At 70.1% G+C, this 15,226-nt stretch carries 18 protein-coding genes; 13 read left to right on the top strand and 5 right to left on the bottom strand.

The features are described from left to right. The first annotated feature begins 106 nt into the window (after nt 1–106). The 8 genes from D187_RS13130 (at nt 107) to D187_RS13095 (ending at nt 7,727) form a co-directional block, all read left to right on the top strand. Entirely contained in the window at nt 107–1,114 is a 1,008-nt protein-coding gene (locus tag D187_RS13130) for an SPFH domain-containing protein (RefSeq protein WP_002621151.1), read from the top strand. Continuing rightward, the gene (locus tag D187_RS13125; RefSeq protein ID WP_002621150.1) at nt 1,111–2,013 is read left to right on the top strand and encodes an SPFH domain-containing protein; all 903 of its coding nucleotides are present in this window, start codon (nt 1,111–1,113) and stop codon (nt 2,011–2,013) included. Before D187_RS13130 ends, D187_RS13125 begins: the two co-directional genes overlap by 4 nt. A gap of 131 nt (nt 2,014–2,144) precedes the next feature. Continuing rightward, nucleotides 2,145–2,573, top strand: coding sequence for an MGMT family protein (locus tag D187_RS13120; protein WP_002621149.1), 429 nt, complete (start codon nt 2,145–2,147; stop codon nt 2,571–2,573). A gap of 44 nt (nt 2,574–2,617) precedes the next feature. After that, nucleotides 2,618–3,979, top strand: coding sequence for an amidohydrolase family protein (locus D187_RS13115; RefSeq protein WP_002621148.1), 1,362 nt, complete (start codon nt 2,618–2,620; stop codon nt 3,977–3,979). Then, nucleotides 3,976–4,962, top strand: a complete 987-nt coding sequence (locus D187_RS13110; RefSeq protein ID WP_043429607.1) for a class I SAM-dependent rRNA methyltransferase — start codon at nt 3,976–3,978, stop codon at nt 4,960–4,962. The genes D187_RS13115 and D187_RS13110 overlap by 4 nt, the downstream gene beginning before the upstream one ends. 72 nt (nt 4,963–5,034) lie before the next feature. Next, nucleotides 5,035–6,189 carry a serine/threonine protein kinase gene (locus D187_RS13105; RefSeq protein WP_043429605.1) on the top strand — a complete coding sequence of 385 codons (1,155 nt, stop codon included), beginning with the start codon at nt 5,035–5,037 and terminating at the stop codon, nt 6,187–6,189. A gap of 1 nt (nt 6,190) precedes the next feature. Then, the gene (gene truA, locus D187_RS13100; protein WP_002621145.1) at nt 6,191–6,985 is read left to right on the top strand and encodes a tRNA pseudouridine(38-40) synthase TruA; all 795 of its coding nucleotides are present in this window, start codon (nt 6,191–6,193) and stop codon (nt 6,983–6,985) included. A 49-nt stretch (nt 6,986–7,034) separates the two neighbouring features. Further along, the gene (locus D187_RS13095; RefSeq protein WP_002621144.1) at nt 7,035–7,727 is read left to right on the top strand and encodes a hypothetical protein; all 693 of its coding nucleotides are present in this window, start codon (nt 7,035–7,037) and stop codon (nt 7,725–7,727) included. Between the two features lie 13 nt (nt 7,728–7,740). Here D187_RS13095 and D187_RS13090 read toward each other — a convergent pair whose 3' ends face one another. Next, complete coding sequence (locus D187_RS13090; protein ID WP_002621143.1) at nt 7,741–8,109, bottom strand: translation initiation factor; 369 nt, start codon at nt 8,107–8,109, stop codon at nt 7,741–7,743. 5 nt (nt 8,110–8,114) lie between these two features. Further along, nucleotides 8,115–8,348, bottom strand: a complete 234-nt coding sequence (locus tag D187_RS13085; protein WP_002621142.1) for a hypothetical protein — start codon at nt 8,346–8,348, stop codon at nt 8,115–8,117. A 140-nt stretch (nt 8,349–8,488) separates the two neighbouring features. Between D187_RS13085 and D187_RS57705 the strand changes: the two genes are divergently transcribed. The 4 genes from D187_RS57705 to D187_RS55055 all read left to right on the top strand — a co-directional run bounded on the left by D187_RS57705 (nt 8,489) and on the right by D187_RS55055 (nt 9,914). Next, complete coding sequence (locus D187_RS57705; RefSeq protein WP_002621141.1) at nt 8,489–8,626, top strand: hypothetical protein; 138 nt, start codon at nt 8,489–8,491, stop codon at nt 8,624–8,626. A 101-nt stretch (nt 8,627–8,727) separates the two neighbouring features. Continuing rightward, a complete protein-coding gene (locus D187_RS13080; protein WP_245591700.1) occupies nt 8,728–9,354 on the top strand; it encodes a helix-turn-helix domain-containing protein in 627 nt (208 codons plus the stop codon). Nucleotides 9,355–9,452: 98 nt separating this feature from the next. Continuing rightward, on the top strand, nt 9,453–9,755 hold the full coding sequence (locus tag D187_RS55060) for a hypothetical protein (protein WP_002621139.1): 303 nt from the start codon (nt 9,453–9,455) through the stop codon (nt 9,753–9,755). Nucleotides 9,756–9,758: 3 nt separating this feature from the next. Then, nucleotides 9,759–9,914 carry a hypothetical protein gene (locus tag D187_RS55055; protein ID WP_002621138.1) on the top strand — a complete coding sequence of 52 codons (156 nt, stop codon included), beginning with the start codon at nt 9,759–9,761 and terminating at the stop codon, nt 9,912–9,914. A 233-nt stretch (nt 9,915–10,147) separates the two neighbouring features. Here D187_RS55055 and D187_RS13070 read toward each other — a convergent pair whose 3' ends face one another. Next, the gene (locus D187_RS13070; RefSeq protein ID WP_002621137.1) at nt 10,148–11,767 is read right to left on the bottom strand and encodes a hypothetical protein; all 1,620 of its coding nucleotides are present in this window, start codon (nt 11,765–11,767) and stop codon (nt 10,148–10,150) included. Between the two features lie 195 nt (nt 11,768–11,962). Here D187_RS13070 and D187_RS49820 point away from each other — a divergent pair, with 195 nt between their 5' ends. Beyond that, on the top strand, nt 11,963–12,643 hold the full coding sequence (locus D187_RS49820) for a GNAT family N-acetyltransferase (protein ID WP_081713672.1): 681 nt from the start codon (nt 11,963–11,965) through the stop codon (nt 12,641–12,643). 9 nt (nt 12,644–12,652) lie between these two features. Here D187_RS49820 and D187_RS13060 read toward each other — a convergent pair whose 3' ends face one another. Beyond that, on the bottom strand, nt 12,653–13,276 hold the full coding sequence (locus D187_RS13060) for an HmuY family protein (protein WP_002621135.1): 624 nt from the start codon (nt 13,274–13,276) through the stop codon (nt 12,653–12,655). Continuing rightward, complete coding sequence (locus D187_RS13055; RefSeq protein ID WP_002621134.1) at nt 13,264–15,222, bottom strand: TonB-dependent receptor plug domain-containing protein; 1,959 nt, start codon at nt 15,220–15,222, stop codon at nt 13,264–13,266. Before D187_RS13055 ends, D187_RS13060 begins: the two co-directional genes overlap by 13 nt. Between the last annotated feature and the right edge of the window lie 4 nt (nt 15,223–15,226).

Here is a 15,226-nt window from a genome sequence, read left to right as displayed (position 1 = left end):
GAGTCCGCCTGGGAGATCCGCGCCTTGGGGCCCGCCCGGTCCGCTCCGCAATGAACATTCCGGACCGTACGGGAGTGGGGCTAAGGTCGCCGCGAGGAGGGGACCGATGGACATACTTCAAGATCTGGGCGGTGGATTCCTGCTGGGCGCGTTGGCCTGGTTCGTGGTGCGCTGCATCCTCACGGGCTTCTTCACCGTGGATCAGAGCGAGCGCGCGGTGAAGGTGCGCTTGGGCCGGGCGGTGCGGCTGGCGGGAGAGCCCACGACGCGCGAGGGGCCGGTCAGCGAGGGGCTGGCGCGCACCGACGAGGAGCGCTACGTCTACCCCCAGCTGGAGGTCATCCAGCCCGGTGGGCCGTACTTCAAGTGGCCCTGGGAGAAGGTGATCAAGGTCTCGGTGTCCACGCAGACGCTCAGCATGGCGTACGATCCGGAGTCCCCGGACGCCAACGAGGGCGGCACGGTGCTCGACGCGGTGACCAAGGATCAGCTCAACACCGGGCTCACCGGCCAGCTGCGCTACCGCATCTCCGAGCAGAACCTCTATGCGTACCTGTTCGCGGTGAAGAACCCCATCGCGCACGCCATGGGCTACTTCATCTCCATCCTGCGCGAGCGCATCGCCAGCTTCGAGGCGCCGCCCCCGCCCGCCCAGGAGGGCACGCTGGAGGCCGTGGAGGCCTCGGTCGTCTCCGGGGTCTCCATCAATGATCTGCGCAAGAACCTGCGCGACCTCAACGAGCACATGGACCGGGAGTGCCGGGGCAGTCTGTCGCGCTACGGCCTCGTCCTGGATGCCTCGCTCATCACCGGCATCGATCCGCCCGCGGAGGTGGAGTCGGCGCTCGCGGCGATCAACACCGCGCACAACCACGTCTCCTCCGACATCAGCCTCGCGCAGGCGGCGGCGGACCAGAAGATCGTCCAGTCGCGCCGGGCCGTGGAGATCGAGACCCTCAAGGCCCATGCGGAGGTGGAGCCCCTCAACGCCCTGGCCGAGCAGCTCACCGTGCTCAAGAGCAGCGGGCCGGGCGCGCTCCAGGCCTACCTGCGCAACACCCGCCTCGGCCTCTTCTCCAAGGCGAGCCAGGTGGTGCTGGGGGTGAAGCCATGAGCCTGCTCATCGGACTCATCGCCGGTTTCATCGCCATGGGCGTGGGCGTGCCCGTGGTGCTGGGCCTGTGCCGGATGTTCGGCCTCTACGCCATCGTGGAGGAGCGCACCTGCCGCGTCTACGTGTTCCTCGGCAAGGTGCTGGGGGTGCTGGACGAGCCCGGCCTGCACTTCCTGTGGGCCCGGCTCGGGTGGAAGGCGCTGCTGGTCAACTGGTTCGGGCGCTGCCATGTGATCGATCTGCGGCTGGATCAGCAGTACCTGCGCAGCCAGGCCGTCAACTCCGAGGAGGGCGCGCCCATGGGGATCGGCATCTGGTACGAGATGTACATCTCGGATCCCCTCAAGTACCTCTTCGAGAACGCGGATCCGCGCGGCTCGCTGGCGGCCAACGTGAGCAACGCCGCGGTGCGCTGCCTGTCCAACATGAAGCTGGCGGACATGCTGGAGAACCGCCACGGGATGAGCCGCACGGTGCGCGCCGAGGTGTCGCCCATGTCGCACGCCTACGGCTACCAGCTCGGCTCGGTCTACATCCGCAAGGTGCACTTCCGCGACGGGGGGATGATCCGGCAGATCGAGGAGAAGGTGGTCAACCGGCTGCGGCAGGTGACCTCCGCCATCCGCCAGGACGGCGCCAACCAGGTGAGCATCCTCACCAGCTCCGCGGACCGCCAGGCCGCCATCGCCTTCGCCAAGGCGGCTGCCCTGCGCCCTCAAATCGTGGGCGAGGCCCTGCGCCGCATCTCCCAGGATCCCGAGGTGGCCACGGCCATGTTCGAGATCCTCGAGGTGCAGCGGCTCCAGGACGGCACGGCGAAGGTGACGCTCGTGCCCGAGTCGCAGAAGAACGATCTGCTCACGCAGATGCTGGCGGCCTCCCCGGTCCCCACCCGGTGAGGCGTGAGGCATGAGGGGGGACGCTCCGCCGCCGACCTGACGTATCGGGTCGGCCACCCTACGGCGGACGTCCTACCGCCTTCCCCAGGACCGTCCTCCGAGGTAGGACGGGGCATCTGACTGGAGAAGACATGTCCACGACCGTGACCATCACGATGCAGGAGCGCCGGTACTTCGAGCGCATCCACCAGGTTGTCGAGCAGGTTCCACGAGGGCAGGTGTCCACCTACGGGGACATCGCGCTCATCGTGGGGGGCGGGTGTGATGCCCGCGTTGTCGGGCTGGCCATGGGGGACCTGGGGCCGCGCTCCGCCCAGGTGCCCTGGCAGCGCATCATCAACCGCTCGGGAGGCATTTCCACCCTGGAGGCGGTGGGCCAGCGCGAGCGGCTGAGGGCCGAGGGGGTGGAGTTCGACGAGAAGGGACGGGTGGTGCTCGAGCGCTTCCGCTGGGCCGGGCCCACCCCGGAATGGGCCGCCCAGCACGGCTTCACCCCCCTGCCCGCGCGCTCCCCGTCCAAGGACGACGAGGAGGACAAGTCCCAACTGCGGTTGTTCTAAATGCCGACCGGGCGGGAGGGGTCCGCGCATATACTCCCGCCCCCATGGAAGGCCGTCTGGTCCTCAAGAATTGCTCCATCTTTCGCGCGGACGGCCGGGGCCGTGCCGGCATGGCCGTCGTCATCGAGGGAGGTCTCATCCGCCAGGTTGGCTCCGATGAGGAGATTCCCGTGCTGCCCGGAGACTGGGAGGTGGCGTGCCGGGGTCGGCTGGTGATGCCGGGCCTGGTGGATTGCCACTCCCACCTGGTGGGGGACCTGGTCATGCCGCCCTCCAGCGAGCTGCTCCTGCATCCGCCCCACATCCGCATGGAGCACGAGCGTCTGCTGTCCTCGTTCCTCACCCCCGCGGACGTGGAGGTGCTCTCCCGCCACGCCATGGCGCGGGCGCTGCGCTCGGGCGTCACCCTGGCGGTGGATCACCTGTCCTGTCCGAGGGACGTGCTGGGCGGGCTGGAGGCCATGGCCCGCTCGGCGGAGCAGCTCGGCATGCGGCTGGTGGCGAGCCACTGCACCCACGCGCTCGATGGAGACGCCCAGGCGGTGGCCCAGGCACGCGCCAACGCGGAGTTCGTGCGCAACCAGGGCTCGCACCCCCTGGTGCGCGGCGCGCTCGGCTTCCACGCCTCGTGGACGAGTGGGGACGCGCTGCTCGGGGAACTGCGCCGCTCGCGCGAGGTCTCGGGCTCGCCCATCATCTTCCACCTCTCCGAGGGAGACCACGACCTGGCCATTACCTGGGCCAAGCACAGCCAGCGCGTGGTGCCCCGGTTGGAGTCCTTCGGGCTGCTCGGGCCGTTGTCGGTGGCCGCGTACGCGCGCTCGGTGGACGACGCCGAGTCCATCCGCCTGGCCGAGTCCGGCACCTGCGTGGCGCTCGGCCCCGGGGCGTCCCTGCTCGTGGAGCCCGGTGGGCGCTCGCTGGAGACGCTGTATGGCCGCCAGAACCTGCTGGGGCTGGGCAGCGCCGGCCACGGCAACCTCTGGGACGCGTTGTTCGTCGCGCTGGGCACCTCCCTGAGTGCCGCGCGCGGCTCGCGCCTGGTGGATCCGGACGGGGTGCTGGTGCAGCTCTTCTCGGATGGCCCCGCGGAGTTGTGCTCGCGCCTGTTCGGCATGCCCTCCGGCACGGTGGAGGAGGGGCGGCTGGCGGACCTGGTGGTGTTCGACTGCGTGCCGGCGCTGGATCCGGACAGCGGACAGACGCCGCACATGATCGGCCAGCTGCTGCGCTCCCGGGTGGCGTGGACGGTGGTGGATGGCCGGGTCACCGTGCGCGAGGGACAGGTGCTCGGCGTGGACGAGGTGGCCCTGGCGCACGACGCCTCCGTCATCCTGTCGCGGCTGTGGGCCCAGGCCCGGCTGCCGGAGCCCGCGCCTCCGCCCCTACCGGCGCGCCGGACATGAGCCCTCGGGCCGCTTCCCGGGTGGAGCTGTTGCGCCAGGCCCACGAGCGGCGGGCTGCGCTGAGGGAGCAGCCGGGCACCACCGCCTACCGGCTCGTCCACGGCGCGGCGGATGGGGTGCCCGACGTGACGGTGGATGTCTTCGAGTCGCTCCACGTGGTGAGCCTCTACCGGGACTTCACCCCGGCCGAGGAGGAGGCGTTGCTCGGGGACGTGGACGCCGCGTGGGCTCCGCCGTGCGTCTACCTCAAGCGCCGGCCCCGCGAGGCGCGCCACCTGGCGAACGTGGCCCGGGAGCAGCTCGCGCCCGAGCAGGCCGTGCGGGGGGCCTCGGTGGAGTCGGTGGTGGCGTGGGAGAACGGGTGCCGCTTCCTCATCCGCCCGGGGCAGGGCTTGTCGGTGGGGCTCTACCTGGACATGCGTGACACCCGGGCGTGGGTGGCCCGGGAGGCGCGCGGGCGCACCGTGCTCAACCTCTTCTCCTATACGTGTGCCTTTGGCGTGACGGCGACGGCGGGAGGGGCGAAGCGGGTGCTCAACATCGACGCGAGCCGGCGGGTGTTGGAGTGGGGGGAGGAGAACGCGCGCCTCAATGGCCAGCCGGTGGACCGGTACGACTACGTGGCGGGGGATGTTTTCGAGTGGTTGGAGCGCCTGGCGCGCAAGGGCGAGGCGTTCGATCTGGTGGTGGTGGATCCGCCCTCCTTCGCCACCACGCGCACCAGCCGTTTCTCCGCCGCGAAGGACTACGCCTCGCTGGCCACCCTGGCCGCGCGGGTGGTGGCCCCGGGCGGACGGTTGGTGGCGTGCTGCAACCTCGCCACGCTGGCGCCCCGCCGCTTCGAGACGATGGTGGCCGAGGGGGTGGCCCGGGCGGGCCGGCGCGCGGGGGGAGGGGTGAGCCTGGGCCCCTCGCCGGTGGACTTCCCGGCCTCCGTGGAGCACCCGGCGGCGCTCAAGGTGCGGGTGCTCGAGCTGGCGTGAGGCCGGGGGGCGGGGGTCCTCCGCAACTCCGTTGTCCGCGCGGACCCGGGAGGCGCTATCGTGCCGCTTCCGATGGCTCCCGTCGCGCCGCGCACCCTCGTGCCCTTTGGGCAGTACCAACTCCTCGAGCGCATCGCCGTGGGTGGAATGGCGGAGCTGTTCCTGGCCCACCAGTCCGGCCCGGACGGCTTCGACAAGCCCGTGGTCATCAAGCGCATCCGCTCGGAGCTGTCCAAGCAGCCGGCCTTCGTGCGCATGTTCCTCAATGAGGCCCGGCTCGCCGCCCAGCTCAACCACCCCAACATCGTGCAGATCCACGACCTGGGGAAGGTGGAGGACAGCTACTTCATCGCCATGGAGTACCTCTTCGGCCGCGACACCCGCAAGGTGGTGCCCATGGCCGAGTCGCTCGGCATCTCCTTTCCCATGGTGTACGCGCTGAAGATCGCCTCGTCCGTGTGCGAGGGCCTGCACTACGCGCACCAGAAGGTGGACCTGTACGGCTCGCCGCTCAACATCGTCCACCGGGACGTGACGCCGGAGAACATCTTCGTGTGCTTCGACGGTACGGTGAAGGTGCTCGACTTCGGCATCGCCAAGGCGACCAACCGCGCCGAGCAGACGACGCGCGCGGGGGAGCTGCGCGGCAAGCTCAGCTACCTGAGCCCCGAGCAGTGCCTGGGCAAGCCCGTGGACCACCGCAGCGACTTGTTCTCCCTGGGAGCGGTGCTCTACGAATGGCTCACCGGCTTCCAGCTCTTCTCCGGCGAGTCGGAGGTGGCGGTGATGCGCGGCATCGTCGAGGGCAAGGTGTACGCCCCCTCGTACTTCCGCGCGGACATCCCCGAGCCCGTGGAAGCCATCCTCATGAAGGCGTTGGAGCGCGACCGGGACAAGCGCTACCCGTCGGCCTGGCACTTCCAGCAGGACCTGGACCGCTTCCTCAACGCGTACGACTTCACGCCCACGCATCTGCACCTGTCCAACTTCCTCAAGCAGCTCTTCCTGCGCGAGCTGGAGGAGGAGCAGGAGCGGCTGCGCTCGGTGCCCCGCCCCACCCAGGAACAGCTCGCGGCCTCGGACTCGCCCTCCGGGAGCGAGCACGTGCTTTCCGTGCCCGTCTCCGCCGCGCAGTTGGAGCAGTTGGAGGCGATGGCCCGCCGCAACAACGTCCCCGTGACGCGCATGGTGGGCGAGCTCCTCTCCGCCTGGCTCAAGTACCGCTGACATGCCCCGCCTGAAGCTGACGGTCGAATACGACGGCACGAACTACGTGGGGTGGCAGCTCCAACCCAATGGTGTCTCCATCCAGGCGCGGCTGATGGACGCGGTGGAGAAGCTGCTCGGCGAGCGCGTGCCGGTGGAGGCCGCGGGCCGGACGGACGCGGGCGTGCATGCCACCGGGCAGGTGGTGTGCTTCACCACCGAGCGCGTGCTGCCGCTCAAGGCCTACTGGATGGGGCTCAACGGCCTGCTGCCCGAGGACATCGCCATCGTCCGGGCCGAGGAGGTCGCCGCCGAATTCGATCCCCGCCGCTGGTCGCTCGGCAAGCGCTACCGCTACCGGGTGAGCAACGCGCCCTCGCGCTCGCCGCTGCTGCGCGCCACGCACTGGGAGGTGTTCGCGCCCTTGGACGTGGAGGCGCTGCGGCGCGGCGCGGCCCATCTGGTGGGGCGGCATGACTTCTCCTCCTTCCGGGCCTCGGACTGTCAGGCCGCCCACGCCATGCGCGAGGTGCGCCGGGTGGACATCCAGGGGGAGAGCCGCGGGGTGCTGTCCTTCACCGTCGAGGGCACGGCCTTCCTCAAGCACATGGTGCGCAACCTCGTGGGCTCCCTGGTCGAGGTGGGCAAGGGCCGCCGCTCTCCGGACTGGGTGGCCGAGGTGCTCGCCGCCCGGAATCGCAAGCGCGCGGGACCCACCGCACCGGCCCACGGGCTCGTCCTGGAGGAGGTCTTCTACGGGGAGGGCCCGCCCCCTCGTTCCCCCGGCGGCACGGCGGACGGGGGTGATGAGGAGTGAACGACTCGGAATGCCTGCCCGGTCAGGCTTGCGCTAGGCTCGCTTCCCCGTGAGCTCCTCGAAGGCCATTCTCGAACCGTTGCGCGTTCGCATCCGCCGTTTCCAGTTCACCGTGGGGCTGGGGTTTCTCGGCTTGATCCTCGGCTCCATCGTGAGCGTGGCCCTCTCCCAGCGCCTCCTCGGCCGGGTCCAGGCGTTGCCCTTCGGCTACGTGCGCTTCGCCATCGGCCTGGGCGTGCAGAACCTGTGGGTGCTCGTCGTGCTGCCCGTGCTGTGCTACGGCGCCGCGCGCATCCTCGAATTGCGCCCCCTGTCCACCGCGCTCGGGGCCGCGCTCACCGGGGAGCTCTTCCTGGTCGCGCTTCAGTTCGTGCAGGAAGGCCTCGACGGGTGGGTGGAGCGCGGGTGGGTCATCCTCTCGATGGAGGCGGCCGTGTTCGCCCTGGGCGTCTGGCTCACGCATCGCGCCATCCAGCGGGGCCGGCACGACGCGGCCCTGCAGGCGGAGCGGGCCCAGCAGCGCGCCGCCGGCCGTAAGGACGAGTACGCGGAGTTCCTTCGCGAGGCCGAGCGCGCCGGGGAGAAGAGCGCGCAGCGCGACGCCCAGAAGAAAGAGGAGCCCGGCGGCGCGCCCGAGACGCCTCCCTCCGCGCCGGAGCAGCCCGCCCCGCCGCCCGAGGGGCCCTCGCCGGAGCCCATCGAGCCCACCACCGGGGAGCCCTCGAAGACTCCCGTGGTGTGAGGGGAGCCCGCGCTCAGCCCTGGAGCACGCGCTTGACGCCGCGGCGCAGCAGCAGGTCGGGCAGGGAGAAGCGGTGATCTCCCCGGAGCCGCAGCCGCTCTCCCTCCACGGTTCCGGAACACGCGAGGCCCCGCTGGAAGGCCTGCAACCAGACCTGGAGCTCCGCCGCGGGCAGGCCCAGTCCCTCCACCACGGTGAAGTCCTCGCCGCCCTTGCCGCTCTCCCGGCGCACCGTCACGCGCTCGGGCCCCTGGTCGGGTGGGGTGGTGGGGAAGTCCTCCGGACGCAGCTCGGGCTTCGTGGAGGGCAGGGCGTCGCGCAGACCCCCGAGCCTGGCGAAGGGCTGGTGGAACCCCTTGGACTTGTCGTCGTTGCTGGCCATGGCCCTCACTCCTCCTTCGCCCGGGGCATGTGCCGCCCCACGAGCCGGGAAAGCAGGGCCTGGAACGCGTCGGGACTGATGTCCAGCTGCTCGACGACATGTCCGTAGAGCTGTGCGGTGGGCACGGCGCGCCCGGGGCGCTCCTGCTCGAGCCGGTGCAGGGTGTGCAGGATGATGCGCTCGGCCCGGGTGAGGCCGTCGCGCACGTCGGGGAGATGATCGAAGGGGTGGCCGGACATGGGGGACTGGGCAGGCAGCCTATTCCAACGCTCGGGATGCCCGCCCGCCCTCCAGGCCGGATTGACAGCGCCTCCGCTCAAACGGATATTGCGCCCGTCCGCTTCTGCGGACATGATTCCGTTATCGGAGACACTCCCTCATGAATCAGGCCGCCGAAGTCATCAACCTCGAAGAGTTCCGGAAGCGGCGCGAGCCCAGGGCCTCGTCGGCCCGGACTCACATGCCCATGCACCGCTGGACGCCGGTGTGGGTGTGGGTCATGGTCTGGCCGACGTGAAATCGGTTCGAGAAAACACCCCTCCCTCGTCGGAGGAAGCCGAAGTCGCTCCGGCCAAGGGCCGGAAGCGGGAGTCGACTGCCAAGAAGGTGGCGCCGCCCGTGGCCGATGCCCCCACCTCCGAGGAGGAGTGGGCCTACGAGGTCGCGCACGCGGAGGCGTCCACCGATCTGGCGCCCATCGTCGGACGCAACCTGCGCCGGCTGCGCACCCAGCGGGGCCTGTCCCTGGAGCGGCTCGCCAAGGCCTCGGGCGTGAGCCGGGCGATGCTGGGGCAGATCGAGCTGGGACAGAGCGCGCCCACCATCAACGTCATCTGGAAGATCGCCCGGGCGTTGGGCATCCCGTTCTCGGCGCTGATCAGCACGACGGCCCAGACGGGCACCCGCCTGATGCGCTCCCAGCAGTCCAAGCGGCTGTCCTCCCATGACGGGAAGTTCGTGTCGCGGGCGCTCTTTCCGTTCGACGAGCCCCGGCGCGTGGAGTTCTACGAGCTGCGGCTGGCCGCGCAAGCGACGGAGGCGGCGGACGCCCACCCACCGGGCACCATGGAGAACCTGGTGGTGACGTCGGGCACGGTGGAGATCGACCGGGGCGAGGAGCGCCACGTGCTGACCGCGGGAGACGCCATCCTGTTCGAGGCGGACGTGGCGCATGTCTACCGGAACACCGGCAACGTGGACGCGGTGATGTACCTGGTGATGACGTACGCGGAAACGGTCGGCTGAGCGGGCCTCCCGCGGCCCCGAAAACACCGAGAGCCGGCGCGGCCCCGTGGGGCGGCACGCCGGCTCTCGTGCTTCGTGCCTGGTGGGGCGCGGACTACTTGGCGCTGCCCATCATCCCCATCATCATCGGCATGCCGTTGCACATCATCATCATCGGCATCCCCATGGCCATCATGGAGTTCATCGCCTCGCAGCACTCCTTCATCATGTCCATCTGCGACGCGTCCATGGGCATCATCCGGCACATCATGCCGTCCTTGCCCATCTCCATCGTCATCCGGCACATCATCGGCATGCGCATCATCATGGGCATCATCATGGGCATGCCGCCCATCATCGGGTTCATGCCCATCATCGGGTTCATGCCCATCATCGGGTTCATGCCCATCATCGGCATCTGACTCATGCCCATCATGGGCATCATCCCGCCCATCATCGGCATCTGGTTCATGCCGCCCATCATCGGCATGGGCATGGGCATCATGCCGCCCATCATCGGCATCTGGTTCATGCCGCCCATCATCGGGTTCATTCCAGACTGCATGGGCATGGGCATCTGAGAAGCAGGCATCATGGTGCGTCCTCGCTTGCTGGGACTGCGTGTATGACTTCGGCCCAGCAACGGTAGAGAGAGACGCCCGTCGCGACAATCCACCCGATTCTTTTCCTCCAGTGAAACGGAGGGGCCGCTTCTTGCGGCGGATGACGTGTGGGATTCAGTACGGCGAACTGGGAACTCCGTGGACTCCAGCTCGCCCTGGGGGGAGGGGGCACATCGCCCGGCGCCTGGCCGCTAGCGGCACCGGGGCTGCTCGGTGGCTCCGGTGCTGGAGGCGATGAGTCGCAGGAACTCGTCGGGCGCGGGCTCCGAGCCGTGCTCCCAGAGCGTGGCTTCCGCCCAGCACTGCACCCAGTCGGTGTTCCAGTTGGCGGGCAGGGCATTGCACGCGGAGCGGCGCGCGGCGCCTCGCACCCGGGCATCGTGCTGCACCGCCGCGAACACGTGTGGAGCGAGCCGCTCGAGGAAGGCGTTCGCGAAGGCGTGGGGGGGCGGCACGTCGAGCGGATCCGCCGAGATGCCGGCGGGACTGAAGCCCACGTGCTCCGCGTCCGAGAAGCGCAACTCCCCGGCATCCCGCACCGGCGGCGAGCCCCCCGGGGTGTTCGCGTGCAGGGTGAACTGGTAGGGCGAGCGCCAGTCGTGCGTCAGCACGGAGTAGGTGAAGGTGTCGTGGACGTCCTCGGTCACGGTCTCGGGGAGGCCGTCCAGCGCCCGGCCCGCCTCCTCCCGCTCCGCCACCTTCTGCTTGCGCTCCTCGTCGAGCCGGCGGGCCTCGTCACAGGCGGGGGTGCTCGCGGGGGGCGAGTCCGGGCAGCCCACGCACGTCGCATCGTGCGCCGGCGGGTTCTTCTTGCACTCCTTGTCCTTCTCCTCGAAGGCCCGCTCGGCCCTGCGCAGATCGCGCTCGGCGTCTCCGAGCCGATCGCGGGCCCGCTCGAACCTGGGGTTGGGCACCTGCCGCGTGCCGCTCACGTATCTCACGTGGTTCACGTCCTCGGAGATGTTCTCCACCACGCGCTGGACGACCGCGTCCACCTGGAGGACGAGCGGCGAGGGCTGGCCGGACACCGTTCCGTTCTCGGCGCACCGGCTCCCCCGGGGCAGGCCCGAGGACAAGCTCATGCACGGGGAGGACAGGGTCTGGGCGATGGGACGGTAGATGGGGCCGTCGAGCCGGGTCTCCACGGGGATGCTGCTCTGGGCGAAGAAGTCCTGCTGCGCGCGCTGGAACTCGGCGCCCGTGGTGTCCGAGGGGGCCAGGCACTGCGCCGTCGTCCACAGCGCGGCGGCGGCGCCTTGCGTTCCCCGGGAGCGCGCGGTGGTCGCGAGCGCCGTGAAGCGCGCGGAGAGCTGGCTGGCGCGCGCGGCGAGGAGATCCTGATAGGCGACCACCGGAAGCTGGTGTCCCCGGGACTGGAGGCACGCGAAGCCCGCGACGGCCGAGCCCACCGAGCCATCCTCCTTCCACTGGCTGGCGCAGCGCTCCGTGTGCAGCTGGCTCGCCTTGTCGAGCATCGCGTTGACCTCGACGTGTTCGGGCAGCAGATCCCGCGCGTCGAGCAGCGGCGGCAGGCAGCGATCCAGTTCGCCCGCGTCACACCCCGGCCGGGCGGTGGTGATGGCCTGATCCGTGGCCTTCACGGAGAAGAGGGGGACGCGGCCGCAGGCCTCCTCGTCATCGGGCGCGGCGCGGCAGGCGTCGCGGTAGGAGCGCGCCGCGGTCAGGAAGTCGCCGCGGATCGCCGCTTCCCGGGCGCGGTTGAAGGCCTCCCGATAAGCGCTGTTACAGCCTGCCAGTAGGAGGAGGGTGAAGATCGAGACGAGTCGGAGCGGAGACGAGGCGGTGTTCATGGCGGAAAAGGAGGCGGGCGAGCGGGAATGGCGCTCCGGACGAGGACCCCGCCCCTCTATTCAGCCCCATCCACCGTCAACTTCCAAACCCCCCTCCTGTCCACTGAAGTCCATTGGCTCCGCCCGGAGGGCTGGAAGTATTGACGCGATGCGGCGTGAGTCTCAAGTTGTTAGGAAAGGAGCAGGAGGTCCGCCATGGGTTCCCATCGTCGTTTCCATCCTGGGTTTCGAGAGCGGGTGATGCTCGAGGATGGGACGTGGGCGGAGGTGCGCATGGTGCGGCGCGAGGACGCGCAACTCCTGCGGGAGGGGTTCGGGCGGCTGTCTGCGCGGGCCCGCTACCAGCGCTTCATGTCCGCCAAGCCCCGGCTGACGGACGAGGAGCTGCGCTACCTCACCGAGGTGGATGGGGAGAGCCATGTCGCGCTGGGCGTGGTGACGTGGGATGACCTGGGTCGGGAAGTGGGGCTGGGCGTGGCCCGCTTCTTCCGGCTGGCGGACATGCCCGAGGTCGCCGAGGCCGCCATCACCGTGGTGGACGATGCCCAGGGCAAGGGAATCGGCCGCCTGCTGATGGACAGCCTGGTCCAGGCCGCGCGCGAGCGGGGCGTGGATCGCTTCGAATTCCGCGTGCTCCCGGGCAACCAGCCCATGAACCGGCTCATCCAGGCGCTCGCCCCGAGTGAGCCCCGGCACGAGGGCGAGGCGCTGTGCTTCAGCGTGCCGTTGCACACGTCCGCGCTCGAGGAGAGCGATCTGATCCGCCCCCTGCTGTCGCTCGCGGCCCAGGGGGCGCTGACACTCGTGGGCCCCACGTGTCGCGCCCGGCTCCTGCCGTACACGCCGCTCGCGCGGCCGGAAGTCCACGCCCCCTGAGGGAGGGGCTCAGGGAGGGGAGGGAGCCGCCGCCACTTCCTGGTAGCGGAACGAGGGCCGCGCGGGAGTGCCCGCGGCGTCGTAGTACGCGAGCATCCGCAGCTTGAAGAACCGCCCGCGGCTGCTGCGCACCACGTAGAGCAGCTCGTCGCGCGGCTGGAGGCGGTGCTTGACGAGATCGTAGACGTACCAGCCGCCCTGCGCGCCGTTGAACACCGTCTCGGAGGCGTCCTGCTGGTAGCCCTCGGCGGGCGCCTGCGTGAGCGCGTCCCAGCCCTGTCCCTGGAGCACCGCCACGCGCACCGAGCCCGCCGGGTTGCCGCCGCCTCCGTTCATCGTGATGGTGAAGCGCTGGAAGGCCAGGTCCCACTCGTTGCTCTCCAGGGCCTCGTCGGTCTTCATCTCCCGGCCCTCGTCGATGTCGAAGTAGACCTGGGCGGACTTGTTCGTCGCGTCGATGAGGGCGACGTGGCTGCCGTCCTCTTGGGGTGTCACCTCGACGAGCGGCCCGGTGTTGAGCTGGCCATCGAAGGGGTAGTCCTCGCGCAGGTCCGGCGCGCACGCCGCCAGCAGCAGCCCCATCATCGGCCCCAGCCAGGGCCGCGCTCCGTGAAGTCGCGTCAGTATTCCCATTGCACACCCCCGAGCACGCCGCGTGGCGGGCGCGGGTTGAACTGCTGATCGCCCGCGTTGAACAGGTTGTAACCGTTGACGAAGAATTCGAATCCCGCCTTGAAGTGGTACGTCACCTGGGCCTCGAGATCGAAGTAGGCGGGCACGCCCACGCGCGTCTCCTCCCCGGCGCCGATCACGTTGGCGAAGCCTCCGCCCACGCCCAGGTAGTAGGGCCGCGCGCTCACCCACGAGCCGCGCACCACGGCCTCGAGGTTGAGCGGTCGGTAGCGCGTGGACAGCTGCGCGTTGACGCGGTGCCGCGAGCGGCCTTCCAGCGGCCGGTTCCGGGTGCGGTCCCTCGCGTCCAGGAACATGTACGCCAGGTCCAGGTACGTCGAGCGCACGGGCAGCCGGAAGCGGCCGTTGAGCTCGATGCCCTGGGTATAGGCGCGCGCCACGTTCTCGTAGTTGAAGGTGACGGGGTTGTCGGGGTTCGGCTCGCCCGTGGCGGTGACGTTGATGAGGTTGCGCAGCTGGGTGTGGAAGCCGCTCGCGGAGAAGAGCCACCCGTCGATCGGCGGCCGCCAGTCCACGCCGACATTCACGCCCACGGAGCGCTCGGCCGTGAGCTCGGGGTTGCCCGAGACCACGTAGCCGATGCCCGTGTTGGAGAAGCGCAGGTAGAGTTCCTGGAACGAGGGTGGGCGGAAGCCGAGTCCCGCCGAGGCGCGCACGGTGAGGGCCGGGCTCGGATCCAGCTTGAGCGCGAGCCGGGGTGAAGGCGCTCCGCCGAACTGCGAGTCCAGATCGAAGCGGAAGCCGGGGGCGATCTTCAGCTTCGGCCCCGTGCCGGCCGCGCCCAGGGTCACGTCCCACTCGTCCTGGAGGAAGGCGGCGCCCCGGAGGCGCTGCACGGGACTCTGGTCGAGCCGCGCCGAGGTGAGCCTTTCCCCGAGCAGCTCCACACCCCCGGTGAGGGCATGGGCGCCAAGGCGATGGTCGGCCTGGACGAGGCCCTCGTAGAGCCGGGTGAGGTTCTGCGAGTAGTCATCGAGCCCGCGCGAGCCGCGCTGATCCTGCAGGAGTTGCTCGCGGAACACGCCGAAGTGTCCCCGGGCGAGCAGGGAGGGTCCGCCGGAGAACCGGTGCTGGGCGCCCAGGGACAGGTCGAACTGCTCCTGGCGCTGCCGCCGGTCGAGCACGGCCCCCGAGGGGTTGAGGTCCACGGCGTTCTCGTCGCGCCGGTTGTAGCCGCTGCGCAGCCACACCCGGGACTGGTCATCCGGCGCGTAGGCGAGCGCCACGTCCCCATCGAAGCGCTTCAACCCGGCGCCGCTCGTCGCCGCGTCCTGGGGCTCCCAGTCATAGGGATTGCGCGTGCGGTAGCCTCCGCCCACGCGCACCTCGAAGGGTCCCTGCTTCGTGCCCGCGTGGGCGCGGACATCTCCCTCCAGCAGCGTGCCGAACAGGCCCCGGGCGCTGGCCTCCAGGGGGCGCTGGACGCGGCGGGTGATGAGGTTCACCACGCCGCCCATGGCATCCGCGCCGTAGAGCGCCGCGGCCGGCCCCTTGACGATCTCCACCCGCTCCAGATCGCGCAGGCTGAAGCGTCCCAGGTCGAGCGTGGTGCCCACCCGACCGCTCACGCGCTCGCCATCCACGAGGATGAGCACGTATTCAGGATCCAACCCTTGCAGGCGCAGCCCCACGCCCCGGAAGGTGTAGACGAGCTCCACGCCCGGGTGCTGCTGGAGGAGCTGTCCCAGGTCCCTCGCCCCGGTGGCCTCCATCTGCTGACGGGTGATGACCTCGGTGGCCACCACCGCGTCCTCCAGCTTGCGCTCGGCGCGCGAGGCCGTGACGACCGTCTGCTGGCTCCGATCGGGCTCCTCGGGCCCGGACGCCTCGGGCGCGGGCAGGGGGGACTGGGACGTGAGGACCGCGGCCACCAGGGAGAAGATCACGAAG

The organism is Cystobacter fuscus DSM 2262 (assembly GCF_000335475.2).
Lineage (GTDB): Bacteria > Myxococcota > Myxococcia > Myxococcales > Myxococcaceae > Cystobacter > Cystobacter fuscus.
Note: the sequence above shows the minus strand (reverse complement) of the source record. Positions and strands in the feature narration are given on the sequence as shown.